This is a genomic window from Sulfoacidibacillus thermotolerans (assembly GCF_003144315.1).
GTDB lineage: Bacteria > Bacillota > Bacilli > Alicyclobacillales > SLC66 > Sulfoacidibacillus > Sulfoacidibacillus thermotolerans.
Map to the genome: position 1 here is coordinate 1 of NZ_MPDK01000033.1, position 17,081 is coordinate 17,081.

The window sequence follows — 17,081 nt, forward strand, 5'->3', positions numbered from 1 at the left end:
AACCGCCGTATGCGGACCCGCATGTACGGTGGTGTGAGAGGTCGGGGGCTAGCCGCCCCCTCCTACTCGATTCTGGTTATCTGGTGTATTGACTTCCTCGATTACTATGAAACGTCATACTAAAGTTTGATGCTTTTGGGCAGCCAAGGTAAATGATTACACGGAGGTCGGCTCTCATGTGGTTCACCATCTTATATCCATAGTCTTTGTTTTCTGCACGAATTTGACGGATCTTTGTCAGCAGATACTGGTTGATGTGCTCCGGGTCATTAGGAACTGTCACCCCACCATTGCCACTGTCGATGTACTTACAACTTCATAATACTTCGTGAACTGCCGGATGCGAGTCCGCACGAGGTCGGGGGCTAGGAGCCCCCTCCTGTTCGATTCGATCAGTGCATTTGTTTGCGTCGATTGTACGCGTTCAGTACATATAGTAGGAATATCATTTTTTCGTGTGAAAAAAGGGAATAAAAGAAGATTGGGAATTCATTTCAGCACTACACACTTGTGTGAGGATGGGTGTTTCTATGTAAAGAGTGATTAAAAAGAATCTTCTGACATACTACGCAATTTTTTTCGTTGTGTCATAATCTCAATCATCGCACATAGCATTTCATAATCGGATTTCTCTAGTCGGCTGACACGATGTGCCATTGCAATATAAGGTTGAGCGGATTCACGCATGACAAAACTTTGTAAATACCCAGGTAAATCACTAGGTCCACCATAGCTCGTATCGTCGGGCAAACTTGTAATGTCAGCGCCTTCACAAAAATAGCCAATCGGCACTCCCAAAGCTTCTGCGATGCGAATCGCATACTCAAGAGAGGGTTGTCGATGGCCTCTTTCGATCGAACTAATATGAGGTGTAGAGATGCCAGTTCGATAGGCGATCTCCTGTTGCGTTAGGTCGCGTTTGTGTCGAAGCACGCGAATTTTACGTCCAAGTTCATTGTCCAAGTGGGTCACCTCTTATAATATAACTGATTTATCTTAACGAATCCAATAATACTCCACATATGTATAATATGTAAATAGTAAACGTATTCAAACTTTGTAGGAATTCAATGGGAGAATAGAAGATAAATGTACTTACAACTCCAGTCGAATCTGAGAAATATATATATTAAATATGATTAAACTTGATTATGATTCTCATTTATCAGAAATAGAATAAAAGTTTTCAAGAAAATAAGCGGAATAATTTTTATCTTTTCATCAAGTTTTCCCCCATTTTAATATGTGTGCTAATTTAAAATCTAATAACTATCTTTGCGCGTGAAGTCTCCATCTGCAAAAATGGGCTGTCCCAAAAGTAGTTTTTCTACTTTGGGGACAGCCCTTCAGGAAGGAAAATACTCCTTATCCAATAGGTTGGAACGTTCTTTGTCTTTGGTTAAAGGTCACAAGCTCTTTATATCCTACTGTGTTTGCTAAAGTAATCGCTTGATCATAGTCAGCTCCTACATCTTCAGGACGATGCGCATCGGAATTAATCACGATTGGAATCCCTTGTTGATAGCATGCTTCGAGAAATTTAGGCGCCGGATAAAGTTTACCGACGGGTTTGCGCAGCCCAGCAGTGGATAGCTCGATTATAGAATGATTATGCGCAAACGATTCGGCCATTTTTTCATACCAATTTTGCAAAAACACCTCGTCTTCAGGTTCATAGCCAAAGACTTTAATTACATCCGGATGACCGACAAAGTCAAACAATTGGCTTTCTACCATTTGTGTCAAAATAGAAAAGTATTCATCATACGTCCGCTTGACATCACGTTTTTCCCATTGTCCTTTCATCTCTGTCAGATCGAATCCGAAATCGCCTAACCAATGGACGGAACCAATAACATAATCAAATGGATAAGAACGTATGAATGCTTCTAAATCTGTTTCAGTACCAGGAATATAATCGAGTTCGATCCCAAATTTCACATGATATCCTGCTTTACGTGCCGCTTGAATCATCCCAAAATATTCATCTAGGTCTTCTGTGCGGCGTTCACGCGTCCATGGATTATCTAATAAGTGAGCTGTTTGTTTAAATCGATAGGCATGTTCAGAAACACCGTATTCTTCAATTCCACGAGCTTTTGCTGTATCTAAAAAATGGGTGAGCCATTCGACTGTATAGGGACCTCGTTCTGTATGGGTATGATAGTCAGTTAGCATCATTCACTACTCCTTCTCTACCGTGTCATCATACGGTCTTGTCTACGTGCTTTAGCCTGTATGATCGCCTCATAAAATGCGCGAGTTGCACGTTCAATGTCTTGTGCAGCAAAAATCCCACTCACAACCGCAATCGCATCGACACCTAAGTCGATCAAATCACTAACGGAAGATAAACGAATCCCGCCAATGGCTACGATTGGAATGTGAATCGCTTGCCGCACATTTTGAATTTCCAAAGTTGGTACGATGGGTTTTGCATCTAATTTCGTTTTCGTAGAATATACTGGCCCCAGTCCAACATAAGCAGCACCCGCTTGCTCTGCTTGCTTAGATTCTACAGCATCATGCGTGGAAATTCCGATTTGCATGAGGTTTCCAACTAATTTTTCGGCATCTTCAATTTGAATATCATCTTGACCAAGATGAACAATGTCTGCTTCACAAAGTAATGCTACATCAATTCGGTCATTTACAGCAAATTGTGCGCCAGTTTCCTCACATAGTTTTTTGATTTCTCGACCGACTGTGACTAATTGTTTGCCGTCTAAATGCTTCTCTCGCAATTGAATGACATCGGCACCGCCTTTTAAAGCTGCCTTCACTGATTCTAGTAACGTCATACCTGGGGCAAGCAATTCTGATCCAGTGACAGCGTATAAATTCACGTTTGCACTCCTTTCTTGGGTTTCAGATGAGATTACCACATACACTTTACGCCAAATCGGCCTTTCTTTGTTTTAAAAACATACACATACCGCGGGGAGCGTTTGCTAAGGAGAAACCCTTCTTCGCGAATTCTTGCGGCAAGGCATCCTGCCTGAAATTCGCTATCATATAGTTTTCCGCTATAGATCCATGCCAACTCCTCACCCCCACGGTTATCTAGAATCACAAATCTATTCTGCCTGACTTTTTTCTTCGCACGGCTTTCTCGAAGTAGGTAAAAAGATTGTAAATGTTGTCCCCTCACCTACCGTACTGCGAACACCGATATCCCCCTGATGTGACCGAATCAGACTTCGCGCAATGGCAAGCCCAAGTCCAGTACCGCCGCGACTTCGTGTACGGGCTTTATCCGCTTTATAGAAACGTTCAAAGACAAATGGCAGATCTTCAGCAGAGATGCCTTCGCCCGTATCAGTTATCCTTAGCATCGCTTGTTGTTCCTTTCTTGTCAAATGGAGTGTTACGCCTCCTTGAGATGTATGGCGCAATGCATTATCCACAAGATTTGTAAGGACTTGTTCAAGGCGATCTGAATCTCCACATATTTCAATGGGTTCATCTTCAATTTGAAGCTCTAGGTCAAGTTTGCGTTCCACAAATAATCCTTGGAATTTACGTGCTACCTTTCGCACCAAACTGGCAAAATCGATGGTTTCCCAATTCATCGAGAAATGACCAGCTTCTACTTGTGCCAAGTCTAGCAATTCATTGACCAAACGACGCATGCGCAGGGCCTCATCATGAATAATTTGTGTGATTTCCTGACGAGCTTTTGGATCATCTCCGAAATCATCCAGCAATGCTTCTGCATACCCTTGCAATAAACTAAGGGGGGTACGCAACTCATGGGATACATTTGCAACAAAGTCTTTGCGCAGTCGATCTAATCGTTTTTGCTCTGTGATATCGCGGACGACAGCGAGTGTTCCGCGCAAATTTTGCGGATGATCAGGATCATAAAGGGGCGTCATCGTAACCGTTATATCGCGCCCATTCCATTTTACCGAACGTTCGATCGTGGTTTTAGATTGCAACGTGTCTTTTTGTAATAATACCAGATCTGGAGGCCAATCAACGGTCATATTTTCGACTGTAGACAAAGCACTTACAGCTCGAAACCACCGTTTTGCTGCGGGATTTAAAATCGTAAATTTTCCGCTTAGATCTGTCACAACGACAGCGTCAGTCATTGCACTAAGAATTCCAGCAATCTGTTCTTTTTCACTCGTTAGGTCACGAACAGTTTGCTCTAATCTGGCGGCGACATGGTTGAACGTTTGGCCAAGTCTCCCAACTTCGTCCTGTGTCATGACACGCACACGAATGTCAAAACGACCTTTTGCCATTTCTGCTGCAGCTTCATTCATTTCAATAAGTGGTCTCGAAAGATTTTGTGAGACAACAAAGGCGAGACCTGTAGTCAAAAGTGTTCCCAAAACCACAGCAAAGATGATTAAGCTTGGAATTGTATGAGATGGACTTCCAGCTACATCTGCTGACTCTGTGATCAACAAAAATGCACTAATCTGATTAAAAGGATTTACAATCGGCATCAATGCATAAAGACTGGTTCGCGGATCAGGAGTAGGGATAAAAGAAGGTACACCTTGTTGAATAATCGGCTGATCATTTGCTAAGAGAGTGCGCTGCTCTGGAGTCAACTGCGCAAGATAGTGTTGTACTGTCGCACTTTCCTCAGGAGGAGCAACAAGATAATAGTGGCTGTGTAAGGCAGACATAACGTGCGTGATTTGTGAATTTAATAATTGACCAGGTTCTTGTTGCAGAATTTGACTGACTAAAATGGCCTGACTCGTAAGATCACGACGTTGCATAGCATCTACATAAGAATTGAAAAACTGTTCAAGATACATTGCCAAAATGAAGAGGACGATCACCACCACGGTGATGATCGTCAACCATAGTTTCAAAACAACACTGCGGCGAATCACTACTCGACCACCTCAAATTTGTATCCCACACCCCAAACCGTGTGAATGTGCTGCGGTACTCGGTCAGAGGCCCGCCCTAATTTTTCGCGCAAACGTTTTACATGGGTGTCGACAGTTCGTTGATCACCAAAAAATTGATAGTTCCATACATCACGCAATAATTCTTCACGGCTAAACACCTTTTCCGGGCGCTGAGCTAAATATAAAAGCAGTTCAAATTCCTTTGGCGTAAGTGAAACTTCCTTATCCTCTACGAGTACTTTGCGGGCGTCGACATTAATAACAAGCCCTGGGAATGAGAGGACGTTTGTCATTGCAGATTGCTGTTGCGGTTCAATTTGGGGTGTACCAACACGCCGCAACAGCGCTTTGACGCGCATCACGAGTTCACGTGGACTAAACGGTTTGACCACATAATCATCTGCTCCAACCTCGAATCCATGTACGCGGTTGCTTTCATCACCCGCTGCTGTCAACATAATTACCGGTGTATCTTTATACTGCCGCAGTTCTGCGCATACATCACGTCCATCCATTCCAGGTAACATGAGGTCTAAAATAATCAGCGCATACTCTGTATCTAGTGCCATTGCGAGCGCTTCCGTCCCATCTTGTGCTTCATCGACCACAAAGTTATTGCGCTCTAAGTACATACGGACTAAACGCCGAATACGTTCTTCATCATCGACGACTAAAATGCGTTCTGAATTCATAAAATCATCTCCTAGCTGGGCTTCTAAAATCCGTTTGATCGAGTCCAACTTGTCGCTGTAGCTGTGAGATTTCTCTTGGGGTAAGGAAGCGCCATTCACCAGGACGCAAACCTTGTAAATGCAACATGCCATAGTGAGTACGCGTCAATTTTAAACACGGATGCCCAACTGCCTCTAACATTTTACGCACTTGGCGATTTCGCCCTTCATGAAGTGAAATGGCAAGCTTTGTCGTTTGCCCATCCGTCCCTTTGAGATTCACCTTTGCTGGCGCTGTGTTCTTCCCATCGATCTTAATGCCGCGTTCAAGCTGTTGTTTTGCCTGTATTGATACTTCTCCCTCCACAATTGCCTCGTAAGTTTTTACGACGCCATAGCGAGGGTGCATAAGGCGATTCGCAAGTTCACCGTCATTTGTGAGAAGGAGTGCACCACTCGTTTGGTAATCTAATCTCCCCACAGGAAACAGGCGTTCGGAGACGCCCTCTATGCAGTCTAACACAGTTTTTCGTCCTTGTGGATCATGAACAGTCGTTACCGTGCGAATCGGTTTATAAAGTAGAATGTAGACGTTATTTTTCATGCCTATCGAAAGCGGTTTACCATCCACCTCAATCTGATCTGTCGGATAAACCTTAAGACCTAAAACATCAATGATCCGTCCATTGACCTTTACCCTTCCTTGTTCAATTAAATGCTCTGCATTTCGGCGCGATGTAATGCCAGCATTTGCAATGACTTTTTGTAATCGCTCCCCTTCCTTGTCCGAACTTTTTATAACACCCATAAACTGTCACCTGCTCACTTTCCAAATATCATATGAACTGCAAAAAGCGATGCGAACACACTTACTAAATCTGATAATAGCCCAACTTTTACGGAATATCTAGGATTGCGTATCCCTACACTGCCATAATATACGGTCAATACATATAAAGTAGTGTCTGTACTGCCCTGCATTGTAGAAGCAACGCGACCGAGAAAAGAGTCTGGACCCGCGTGTTTAAATAAATCCGTAACTAAGGCAAGCGATCCTGAACCAGAAATGGGTCGCAATAAAGCAAGTGGCACTAATTCTGCTGGAAAGTGAATCCTATGTAAGAGTGGCGAGATGAGATGAATGAACAGCTGCAACGCGCCAGAAGAACGAAATACACTGACCGCGACCATCATTGCGACAAGGTGTGGGATTAGGCTGATCGATGTAGTAAACCCATCTTTTGCTCCCTCAGTAAAAACCTCATAAATGCGAACTTTTCGTGTGATGCCTACGATTAAAATGGCAGCAATAGTTGCTGGCAAAGCAAATGCAGAGAGCGTGGAAAAGAGATTCATATGCGATTCCTCCTACGCCAGCGCATGGCTTCCACGCGTCGAAAAAAGCGGTCGAATATTACAGCAGCACCTGTCGCAATAAAAGTCGCAAGCATGGTCGTACTAATAATTTCACCAGGATTTTTGGAGTGGAACTCCATTCGCAAACCAATCATCGTCGCAGGAATCAGGGTCAGACTTGCTGTATTCATGGCAAGTAAAGTGCACATTGCATCGGAAGCTGTGGTAGAGTCTCCATTAAGACTTTGCAGTTCACGCATAGCTTTTAACCCAATGGGTGTCGCTGCATTGCCAAGACCTAAAATATTTGCACTCATGTTTGCAATTAATGATCCCATAGCTGGATGATCACTTGGTACAGAAGGATAAAGCCACTTTGAGATAGGGCGCAACATTTTAGCTAACAATTGCACCAGACCAGCCTCTTCTGCAATTTTCATCATCCCAAGCCAAAAGGCAATCACACTGATTAACCCAAAAGAAATTAACACACCATCTTTTGCGCCGGTTAATACCCCTTCTGTCACTGCATGAATATGTCCAGTGAAGGCGGCGACAAGAATTCCGCTCATAAAAAGACCAAACCAAATATAATTCATCAAGGTATTCTCCTCCCCCGAGCGAATCCCTGTGAATTGGCGCAGAAAAACACCAATTGTATTATAAGAATAGATCGCGAATACGGCCTAAAATTCCTTTTGGCTTGACTTCACGCGTTGTAATCAAATTCACTTCTCCGATTTCTTTTCCTTGAAACCAATACTGAACACGACCAGCTATAGTTCCCCGTTTGACAGGTGCCGAAAGTCGTTTCAATTGGACAATACGAGTTTTTACATGCACATCTTCATTTTTCCCAAATACGTAGTTGACGTGGCCCATAGGTTGCAGTGGCACCGTTTGTTCGACTCCATACTGTACTTTTGTCACGGCGTGAAGGGGTGCTAGCTTGACAACATCACGAACTTCAAAGGCAGTCAAGCCATAAGTTAGTAAACGCTGTGAATCAACCCAATCATTTCCGTCACGCAACACGATGAATGCGACTTGCCTTCCCTCTGATGAAGCTGATGAGGCAAGACATCTGCCGGAAAGCTTAGTAAACCCTGTTTTGACCCCATCGGCATTGGGCATCATCCAAAGTAATTTATTTTTGTTTTTCATTTTACGATCCCACTTTTGTCCTTCCCACGGAATCGAATAGTATTTTGTTTTTACAATCGTTTTAAAAACTGGATTGCGCAATGCAGTCGCAGTGATTACAGCCATATCATGTGCAGTTGAATAGTGATCTTTATGATCAAGTCCATGCGGATTCATAAAATGACTTTCATGGAGTCCAAGCTTCTGCACTTGAATATTCATCATCTTAGCGAAGCGATCATTTGATCCACCGAGAAATTCAGCAATGGCCATCGCAGAATCATTGCCACTGCGCAACATCATGGCATATGTCAGATTGCGCAGTGTTTGTCGTTCCCCATACGCTAAATAAACAGATGAGCCTTCTTGCCGCACTGCATTGGCTGAGACGGTGACCATTTGATCTAATTTTCCAGAACGGACAGCAATCCATGCAGTGATAATTTTTGTAAGGCTTGCGATGCGCATGCGTTTATGAGCATTTTTTTCATAAAGAATGCGCCCTGTATTTACATCGATTAAGCAGGCGGCCTCCGCTGAATTTTCAGGCTCTTGGGAAATGACCGCTGGAATTTTTGTTGTCGTTACTTTTGCAACAACATGCAAAGGAGATGCAAAGTTGACCAAGAGCAAGGTTGCAATCGTAAACTGTACACTTCGCCACAATGGCTTTTTTCTTGTCTTTTGTACAATATGCACGATCTTGTCCACGTAGAAGCACTCCCCTAGCGATTCTCGTCAAGAAGACAAAACAAGCGCTTTGTGACAGCGCTTGCCCGTCTTTTGCGTTTCTCACATTGGCGGTGGTGGCGAAGCATTGCTACCATTCGAATTTCTTGTGCCATTGGCCGCAGATTTTTTCCCTTTTGCAAAAGCTTCAAGGCGATCAATCAGGGTTGGTGTGAGGTCGATTAAGCGATCATACAATTGATTTCCAGGTTCTGCAGACAATAATTTGACGCCGTGTTGTCCAACTATGAGGAAGCCCATTGGAGAAATTGAAACCCCGCCACCAGCCCCACCACCAAACGGCAAATTTTGCGATTCCGCTGTGTGTGCAGAAGACGTCGGTTTTTCTTTGCCAAGACGAAACTCTGTACCACCTGCCGCAAATCCAAATCCGACGCGCGAAATGGGAAGTATGATATTTCCATCTGGAGTCTCTACTGGATCGCCAATGATCGTATTGACGTCGACCATTTCTTTAAGATTTTCCATCGCGGTTTGCATTAGAGATTGGATCGGATGTTCTTGCATGTGCACCCCCCATTTTCAACAACCACAGTAACCTTGCGCCAGCGAACATAGTTTTTCCGATGGATACTGTGCCTATGCATGACAATGACGTCTTAAAAAGCGCCGTATAATAATTTGGCTGGATACTTAAAAAAGGAGGTTTACGGAATGAACAAGCTTCTGTTAGCACGCCGACAATCATTGATTTTAGGGTCCACGCAAATCCACATCCCATACCAGTGAGAGCGGCGTTTCCTGTGCCAAGTGTCGTTGTCCAACTGAGTTCCAGAATAGATATTTTCCGAGTGAGCTGAATAAGAATCGGACCTGCTTCATCGATATGTGTGAGCAAAAAAGTGAGTCGTTGAATTTGTTGCTTTCTTTTATCCAATTTTTTTACATCTGGATGGATGTTTGGATTTTGTTGTACATGACGTGAGGAGAAGATTGTAACGAGTGTTTCAGGAGAAGGAGTTGGGATTGCCCATTCCCTGTGAATGCGAACGAGGTATAGATAACGTATAAAAATATGCACCTGCTCGATCGGTTGATGATGTTCATATCGAACTTCAAAGCGTATCGGTGCAAAAAGGACGATGCCAAAGAGTGCAACGATTATAAGTGTCCACCAAAGCACGCCCGGCCCTCCCCGACTGTTGAATCAGGGATAATATTCCCGCATGCGCTGTCGCCTATTCATTTTGACGGATCTGTCGTTCAATTTCAGCGATCGGCGGTAAATCAGAAGTACTTTGTAACCCGAAATAATCGAGAAATTCAGGAGTTGTAGCAAAGAGAAAAGGTCGTCCCGGACCCTCTGCACGTCCGGCTTCCATAATCAATCCACGAGCAATCAGAGTGCCAATTGCTTTTTCTGATTTTACCCCGCGAATTTCTTCAATTTCTGCACGTGTAATCGGTTGTCGATATGCAATGATGGCCAAAGTTTCCAATGCTGCTTGCGAGAGTGAGGAGGGGGCAGGAACGAGTGATAACCTACGCAAATACGGGGTCAATGCTGGCACCGTATTTAACTGCCATACATTAGCGATTTGCATCACGCGAAACAAACGACCTTCTTGTTGTTGTTTTACGGCTAGCGTATGACAAAGTGAAGAGACTTCTGATTCGCTGATTTCAAGTACGTCAGCAATTTGTTTATCTGTAAGTCCTTCTGTACCTGCGACAAATAAAAGACCTTCCAAAATAGCTAAAGAGTCGAAGGAAGTTAATTCGTTTTCTTCAATTCTATCCATATATCCCCGAACTTTGCCTCCTGTCGACAAATAATTTTATTTAACCGAATTAATTCTAAGATCGCCAGAAAGACCGTGACAATTTCTTTGCGCTGACGATTTTTTGTGAGTGCAAAAAAGGTCGTACTTCCTTTTTGAAGCGTTTTTAATATGGTGTTCATGCGTTCCGGGATAGTTTCACGGTCGCGGACTACACTAACGTCCACTGTTTTTTGGGATCGTGTTAAAACGCGTAAAACCACCTCTTGTAAATGAGAAAGTTCAAGTCCAGCGAGAAAATCTGAAACAGTTGGGAGTTCGCGATAGGGTTCAAGCGCGGTGGGCAGACGCCCAATATGCTCTGCCCGCTGTACTTGTTTTTGTTCGAGTGTGAGAGCTACCATTTTAAATGCTTTATATTCTAGCAAACGTTCTTTTAAATCTTGTTCCGGGTCGTTCTCTGCATCCAGATCCCCTGGATTTTGTGGATTTTGCTCTATCCGTTTTGGCAAAAGTGACCGCGCTTTTATTGCAATAAGTGTCGCTGCCATCACTAAAAATTCACTAGCAATCTCTAATTCAAATTCCAGCGATTGATTCAAATAAGCCATATATTGATCGGTTACTTTGGCAATGGGAATCTCATGAATATCCAGCTTATCACTCTCGATGAAATGCAACAGCATATCAAGTGGCCCTTCAAAAGATTGCAGCGAAATTTGATAATTTTGTGGTTCTTTCATGCCACCAGTCCAAACAAGCCCATGATTCCGGAGATCGCACTATTAATCACGAGTCCGCCAAGTGTCGTATTGCCAATCGGGAGAATGAGAATCAATACAAGAAAAAATGGACCTATACGCTCAAACTGACTCGAACGACTCAGCCACCGAGGGGGCAGTGAATATTTTAATATCTTCCAACCATCCAACGGAGGAACCGGGATTAAATTGAAAATAAACAGGGCAATGTTTACAACAGCCAACCAAAAACTTAAATTTGCGAGGAACATTCCTACTCCAGTGAGCCAAAACGCTGAACCTGAACTGCTGATCGCAAGCAAAGCGAGGATCGCTAGCAAAGCAAGGATCGCGTTCATGAAGGGACCTGCTAGGGAGATCAAGACAATTCCTAGTTTGCGGTTAATCCGGATTTTGTTTGGATTAAAAACAACAGGTTTTGCCCAACCGAAATTTACAATCAAAATCATCAAGAGCCCTAGTAAATCGAGATGTGCGAGTGGATTTAATGTGACTCTCCCCTCTTTTTTTGCGGTGTCGTCGCCAAGTAACAAAGCCATTTTGGCATGCCCGTATTCATGAACGGCGAGTCCTAGCACAAAGGCGAGGAGACGAAAGATGAACCCTTGCCCAAAAAATGAAAACAGTCCCACGCGCGCAGTTCGCTCCTCTACATAATGATTGGCTATCGCTATTCTGATTTTAAACGCCACGGCAAAATTTTAGCATATGTACTAAAATAGTTTTTGTGTTGTTCAATTTCCGACAAGCATTTTTTGCGCAAAGTCGAAAGAGATAGAGCTTTACTAGACGCTTTTTGTGAGAATAAAATCACATTTTGTGAGATAAATGGCACGGGTCCAAGTGCAATGTAATAAGTAGGTCCGATATACCTCTGCAATCGTGCATAAAGATCCCAAAAGGCGTGGCGAAGTGGTCCTTTTATTGGCAAGATGACATTCATTGCGACGATTCCACCTAATACAAGGTGCTGTTCGATATCCTGAAAAAAAGAAGTCGAGAAAAAGATTTTGGGCGTTTGTTCGCGAAAAAATACATCGATAAAAATCAGATCAAACGCATCTGTCAGATTGCGCAACCCCATTCCAGCATCTTCAGCAAAATAGTGCGTGCGCTCATCTGTCGGCAATCCAAAAAATCGCTCAGCAACTACGATGACTTGGTCATCGATGTCAATTCCAGTGATTTTCGCGTTTTTATGTCTGCGATGCACATGACTAATCGCTGTTCCAGTCCCGACGCCAATGGCTAAGAAATGATTCACTGTAGGGCGCCACGCCGTATGTAGGGCGAAGGCTTGCTGGTAGGGAAAGTACAATCGCGCGGGTTGCCGCGTGAGGATTGCACCTTGCCAACCAGAACCTTCATCGCCAAAGCGCATGTAACGCACGCCACGATTCTCTCCTACTTGAATCACTTGATAATCTGAATGCGTTTTGTAAATAATAGTCACGGGTCGCTACGCTCACATCGAGAGCGTTCGATTTAAGTTGGCCATTTCAATCGCCGTGACTGCTGCTTCCCACCCTTTATTGCCTGCCTTGGTTCCAGCGCGTTCAATCGCCTGTTCAATTGTATCGGTAGTCAATACGCCAAAGCAAATGGGCACACCACTTTGCAACGCGGTTGTTGCAATGCCTTTCGCTGTTTCAGCAGCAACAAAGTCAAAATGTGGAGTGGAACCACGGATGACAGCACCTAGAGCAATCACAGAATCATAGTGACCGGACTCCGCCATTTTTTTGGCGATCAATGGGATTTCAAATGCGCCGGGAACCCATGCAACATCCACTTGATCTGCATCTACTCCATGACGCGTCAAGGCATCTTGTGCACCTGCTAACAGACGTGCAGAAATGAAATCATTAAAACGTGCAACGACAATCCCAATGCGCAGTCCTGTGCCAAGTAGATGACCTTCAAAAATTTGTCCCATATTCCTACCCCTTATAAGTTTAGTAAATGCCCGAGTTTTGATTTTTTTGTATGCAAATATTTCTCATTGAAGGCGCTCGCGTCAATTTCAATAGGAACGCGTTCAACGATCGATAAACCATGTCCACTTAAGCCGCTGATTTTTCTTGGGTTATTTGTCAAAAGCCGCATTTGTCCAACACCCAGATCTTTTAGGATCTGAGCCCCTATGCCATAATCACGCAAGTCCGCTGCAAATCCCAATTGTTGATTTGCTTCGACTGTATCAAACCCCTGTTCCTGCAAGTGATAGGCTTTGATTTTGTTGATCAATCCAATCCCGCGTCCCTCTTGACGCATATAGACAAGTACACCACGCCCTTCGCGCGCAATCTGTGTGAGCGCGGCATGAAGTTGTGGCCCACAATCACATCTCCAGGAACCAAATACATCTCCTGTCAAACATTCTGAGTGAACGCGTACAAGTGTTGGTACTCTCGGATCTATTTCACCCATGACAAGAGCTACATGCTCTTTCCCATCAAGCGTGTTGGAGTAGGCGATGATTTTAAAATCCCCAAATTCCGTGGGAAGATCTGCTTCAGCTACACGTGTTACAAAATTTTCTTTTTGTTTACGATAAGCGATTAGATCAGCGACAGTGATCATCTGAAGGTGAAACTCGTCTGCCAACGCGATCAAATCGGGAGTGCGAGCCATTGTCCCATCCGGTTTTAAGATTTCACAAATGACACCCGCTGGATAGGCTCCGCAGAGCTTCGCTAGGTCGACTGCCGTCTCGGTGTGCCCAGCTCGCCGCAAAACCCCTCCATCTTTTGCTATTAACGGGAATATATGTCCTGGTCGTTTGAAATCACCAGGCTTACTGTCTGCAGAAATCAGCGCCTTTACTGTCGCTGCCCGCTCTACAGCAGAAATCCCTGTAGTCGTTCCCACGTGGTCAACAGAAATAGTAAAAGCAGTACCCAGTGTATCGGTATTTTTCTCAACCATGGGAGTCAACTGTAATTCATTTGCGCGCGCTTCTGTGATGGGAACGCAAACGAGTCCACGGCCGTGCGTAATCATAAAATTAATCGTCTGTGAGGTTGCGTATTCAGCTAGAGCAACAAAGTCTCCCTCATTTTCACGATCTTCATCATCGGTGACAATAATCACTTCGCCTTTTTTTAAAGCAGCAATAGCTTCTTCAATCGTCGACATCTTAGATCATCCCTTTTTGGGTTCAATACCCCCACTCACGAAGTTGCTTTGCTGTGAGAGTGTGCATCTGACTTGGGGGTTGCTGCCTTTGTGGAGATAGCCCTAATAGCCGCTCCACGTACTTGCCGATTACATCGACTTCTAAGTTCACTTTAGTGCCCGGTTGCACATCTTGTAGTGTAGTCATTGTCGCGGTATGCGGTATGATCGAAACCTGAAAGGAATTTGACGCGACACTCATTACCGTTAAGCTCACTCCGTCAATAGCGATCGAACCCTTTTCTACAATGTACCGCAGCAGATTTTGTTCAGTAGATACTGTGACAACATGTGCAATCTCATCTCGCTCGACACTGCGAACAATTCCTATGCCATCGACGTGTCCTGCCACTAAATGACCGTCTAATCTTCCTCCAAGTTGTAACGCACGTTCTAGATTGACTTTCGCGCCTTTGGTAAGAAATTGCAGTGCAGTGCGTTTCACAGTTTCGGGAACGGCATCGACAATGATTGTTCCTGGTTCTTTTTTCGTGACAGTGAGACATACCCCATTGACAGCAATGCTATCACCAACTTTTGCGTCAACAAATATGGTCGGTGCTGAAACGGTCAGAAGCAGTGCTCGTCCAGTACGCTCTATTTTGAGCAGTGTTCCTACTTCTTCAATCAGTCCAGTGAACAATGGTCCATCCCCTCATTTGTGCGACGCTCATGATTGTAAAAGTTTAGCTTGCCCTATGGATTGTTCCATACCGGGGTTCCAATCGTAAGTTCATCAACTCCCACTGATCGTCGGGTGATGTTTTCTAAGACAAGCGGCAAAACAGAAGTTGTTTCCGGATCGCCTTTTACAAAAGCAGGCCATCCTGTCATAAGCAGCTTTGGCGCATGAAATAGCCAAACTTCATCAATTGCGCGTGCCCCTAAAAAGGCATAGGCGAGCGTGCTCCCCCCTTCTAACATCACATGTCTTGCCCCATTTTCCCCCATATGCGTAAGCGCTTCGTGAATCATTGCGAGCGAATCTGTGTGCAACAGTCGTACCACTTCAACGCCTGCATCGACCAAATGCGCTGCGCGAAGTGCATCCGCATCCGGTCCACAAAATACGACAGTATGGGCTTGCCCATCTGTAACCACCTTTGCATGAAGTGGAATGCGCAGATGGCGATCAAAAATAAAACGCACCGGATTACGCCCGTTTTCCACCATACGCACAGTTAACTGCGGATCATCGCTCAAGATAGTATTGACACCTACGATAATTCCGTCCACTTCATTTCGCAGGCGATGCGTTTCTACCAAGGCTTCATAACTCGTAAGTGCCAGCGGTTGTTTCTCTTTTGTCGCAATCCATCCGTCAAGTGAAGCAGCTAATTTTAGAGTGACAAATGGACGTTTTTTCTCTACATAATGTAAAAAATTCCTATTTAAAGCTTGTGCTTCCTCTGCGAGTAAGCCTACCTCTACGAGAATTCCCGCATGGCGCAAAATTTCTATCCCTTTTCCTGCAACCAGCGGGAAAGGATCTTTCATGGCAATCACAGCACGTCTAATCCTCGCTTGAACGAGTGCATTGGCGCAAGGTGGGGTTTTCCCATAATGCGCGCAAGGTTCAAGTGTTACATAAAGTGTACTCCCTGCCGCATCTTCTCCCGCCATCTGCAATGCGTGAATCTCCGCGTGAGGTTTTCCAGCTTGCAAATGTGCACCAAATCCAATAATACGCCCCTCTTTTACAAGTACGGCCCCAACCATTGGATTTGGGCTTGTCCGTCCGCGCGCGACAGCTGCAAGTTGCAGCGCCATGCGCATGTAATCTTCATCGCTCGTTGGCACGGTGATCTCCTCGATCCTCCCGAGAAAAGTCCTGCTACATGTTTTAAAATCAAAAAAGCGCCGCAAGATAACCTTCGGGCGCGTCACGAAACAGAGCATGCAAAAGCATGTCTCTTGCTCCTTCTTTCATCCGGACTATACCGTCGGTACTGGATTTTCACCAGTTCATGCCAAATGGCTCGTGGACTTCGCAATGCGTTACCACCGATCGGGAATTGGCACTCGCCTCACCCTGCCCTGAAGGAAAAGATAGAATTGTTATATACAGTATACTGATTGAAGTGTACGCTTGTAAAGCCATCAAAGAAAAAGGCAGCTCCTCGAACGTGACCGAATCGCTGCCAGGGTAAACTAATGAGCGATACTCGGGATTCGACCGTGGAAAAATTTAGATACAAAAGGCCAAATCGGAAGCACAAAACCAGCTACACCGCGAAACACTCCAAAAAAACGCACGATCTGTGGTATCCAACCAAGGACAGTCAGCATTCGTTGTCTCCTCCTCTGTCATGATTAATTTACGAGGAGGAGTGGAGAATTGGCACGGCACTGGCCCATTGACCAATTATCGAGTTCGATCAATAAGCGCAGTGCACTCACTGTGACTGGACAGGCGCGATGAATGTCATCCAGTCCTTTCATCTTTCCAATATCGCCAATCCCTATAAGATAGGGCACATGAAGCCTACGCAAGATATCAACGGTGTCTCCATAGATGAACTTTCGTTTGCTGCGCAGGCGAAATCCATGTTTGTTGACTGCGGCATCGACGATGCGCCCGCGCCGAACGATGGAAACATCGACTGATACGCCGCGCACATA

The 17,081-nt window shown here is 44.6% G+C and carries 21 protein-coding genes and 1 riboswitch; all 21 genes read right to left on the minus strand.

Annotated elements, in window-relative coordinates:
• Positions 1-543: 543 nt before the first annotated feature.
• Positions 544-963 carry a helix-turn-helix domain-containing protein gene (locus tag BM613_RS12915; RefSeq protein WP_181363156.1) on the minus strand — a complete coding sequence of 140 codons (420 nt, stop codon included), beginning with the start codon at positions 961-963 and terminating at the stop codon, positions 544-546.
• A 402-nt stretch (positions 964-1,365) separates the two neighbouring features.
• The gene (locus BM613_RS12920) at positions 1,366-2,178 is read right to left on the minus strand and encodes a histidinol-phosphatase (protein ID WP_109431597.1); all 813 of its coding nucleotides are present in this window, start codon (positions 2,176-2,178) and stop codon (positions 1,366-1,368) included.
• A gap of 17 nt (positions 2,179-2,195) precedes the next feature.
• On the minus strand, positions 2,196-2,846 hold the full coding sequence (thiE, locus tag BM613_RS12925; protein WP_109431598.1) for a thiamine phosphate synthase: 651 nt from the start codon (positions 2,844-2,846) through the stop codon (positions 2,196-2,198).
• A gap of 231 nt (positions 2,847-3,077) precedes the next feature.
• Positions 3,078-4,859: a sensor histidine kinase gene (locus BM613_RS12930; RefSeq protein WP_109431599.1), complete on the minus strand. Its 1,782-nt coding sequence runs from the start codon at positions 4,857-4,859 to the stop codon at positions 3,078-3,080.
• On the minus strand, positions 4,859-5,572 hold the full coding sequence (locus BM613_RS12935) for a response regulator transcription factor (RefSeq protein WP_109431600.1): 714 nt from the start codon (positions 5,570-5,572) through the stop codon (positions 4,859-4,861). The genes BM613_RS12930 and BM613_RS12935 overlap by 1 nt, the downstream gene beginning before the upstream one ends.
• Before the next feature lie 4 nt (positions 5,573-5,576).
• On the minus strand, positions 5,577-6,359 hold the full coding sequence (locus tag BM613_RS12940) for a pseudouridine synthase (protein WP_109431601.1): 783 nt from the start codon (positions 6,357-6,359) through the stop codon (positions 5,577-5,579).
• A 14-nt stretch (positions 6,360-6,373) separates the two neighbouring features.
• Positions 6,374-6,907, minus strand: coding sequence for a spore maturation protein (locus tag BM613_RS12945; RefSeq protein ID WP_109431602.1), 534 nt, complete (start codon positions 6,905-6,907; stop codon positions 6,374-6,376).
• Positions 6,904-7,506 (minus strand): nucleoside recognition domain-containing protein, encoded by a 603-nt coding sequence (locus tag BM613_RS12950; RefSeq protein ID WP_342767170.1) that lies wholly within the window; start codon positions 7,504-7,506, stop codon positions 6,904-6,906. Before BM613_RS12950 ends, BM613_RS12945 begins: the two co-directional genes overlap by 4 nt.
• 61 nt (positions 7,507-7,567) lie before the next feature.
• Positions 7,568-8,761, minus strand: a complete 1,194-nt coding sequence (locus BM613_RS12955; protein WP_109431604.1) for a D-alanyl-D-alanine carboxypeptidase family protein — start codon at positions 8,759-8,761, stop codon at positions 7,568-7,570.
• An 81-nt stretch (positions 8,762-8,842) separates the two neighbouring features.
• A complete protein-coding gene (ytfJ, locus tag BM613_RS12960) occupies positions 8,843-9,307 on the minus strand; it encodes a GerW family sporulation protein (RefSeq protein WP_109431605.1) in 465 nt (154 codons plus the stop codon).
• Positions 9,255-9,923 (minus strand): DUF2953 domain-containing protein, encoded by a 669-nt coding sequence (locus tag BM613_RS12965; RefSeq protein WP_109431606.1) that lies wholly within the window; start codon positions 9,921-9,923, stop codon positions 9,255-9,257. Before BM613_RS12965 ends, ytfJ begins: the two co-directional genes overlap by 53 nt.
• 55 nt (positions 9,924-9,978) lie before the next feature.
• Positions 9,979-10,542: an SMC-Scp complex subunit ScpB gene (gene scpB / locus BM613_RS12970; protein ID WP_109431607.1), complete on the minus strand. Its 564-nt coding sequence runs from the start codon at positions 10,540-10,542 to the stop codon at positions 9,979-9,981.
• Positions 10,515-11,264 (minus strand): segregation and condensation protein A, encoded by a 750-nt coding sequence (locus BM613_RS12975; RefSeq protein ID WP_109431608.1) that lies wholly within the window; start codon positions 11,262-11,264, stop codon positions 10,515-10,517. Before BM613_RS12975 ends, scpB begins: the two co-directional genes overlap by 28 nt.
• Complete coding sequence (locus tag BM613_RS12980) at positions 11,261-11,974, minus strand: site-2 protease family protein (protein WP_181363157.1); 714 nt, start codon at positions 11,972-11,974, stop codon at positions 11,261-11,263. The genes BM613_RS12975 and BM613_RS12980 overlap by 4 nt, the downstream gene beginning before the upstream one ends.
• Positions 11,953-12,735 (minus strand): spermidine synthase, encoded by a 783-nt coding sequence (locus BM613_RS12985; RefSeq protein WP_109431610.1) that lies wholly within the window; start codon positions 12,733-12,735, stop codon positions 11,953-11,955. The genes BM613_RS12980 and BM613_RS12985 overlap by 22 nt, the downstream gene beginning before the upstream one ends.
• Positions 12,736-12,747: 12 nt before the next feature.
• Positions 12,748-13,218, minus strand: a complete 471-nt coding sequence (ribH, locus tag BM613_RS12990) for a 6,7-dimethyl-8-ribityllumazine synthase (protein WP_109431611.1) — start codon at positions 13,216-13,218, stop codon at positions 12,748-12,750.
• A gap of 11 nt (positions 13,219-13,229) precedes the next feature.
• Positions 13,230-14,420, minus strand: a complete 1,191-nt coding sequence (locus tag BM613_RS12995) for a bifunctional 3,4-dihydroxy-2-butanone-4-phosphate synthase/GTP cyclohydrolase II (RefSeq protein ID WP_109431612.1) — start codon at positions 14,418-14,420, stop codon at positions 13,230-13,232.
• Positions 14,421-14,442: 22 nt separating this feature from the next.
• The gene (locus BM613_RS13000; RefSeq protein ID WP_109431613.1) at positions 14,443-15,102 is read right to left on the minus strand and encodes a riboflavin synthase; all 660 of its coding nucleotides are present in this window, start codon (positions 15,100-15,102) and stop codon (positions 14,443-14,445) included.
• A 53-nt stretch (positions 15,103-15,155) separates the two neighbouring features.
• Positions 15,156-16,346, minus strand: a complete 1,191-nt coding sequence (gene ribD, locus BM613_RS13005; RefSeq protein WP_181363158.1) for a bifunctional diaminohydroxyphosphoribosylaminopyrimidine deaminase/5-amino-6-(5-phosphoribosylamino)uracil reductase RibD — start codon at positions 16,344-16,346, stop codon at positions 15,156-15,158.
• Positions 16,347-16,373: 27 nt separating this feature from the next.
• A riboswitch (FMN riboswitch) is annotated at positions 16,374-16,508 on the minus strand.
• A 102-nt stretch (positions 16,509-16,610) separates the two neighbouring features.
• Entirely contained in the window at positions 16,611-16,748 is a 138-nt protein-coding gene (locus BM613_RS15180; RefSeq protein WP_181363159.1) for a hypothetical protein, read from the minus strand.
• A 24-nt stretch (positions 16,749-16,772) separates the two neighbouring features.
• Positions 16,773-17,081 (minus strand): stage V sporulation protein AE (locus BM613_RS13010; RefSeq protein WP_219930693.1); only part of this gene is annotated, 309 nt, incomplete at its 5' end.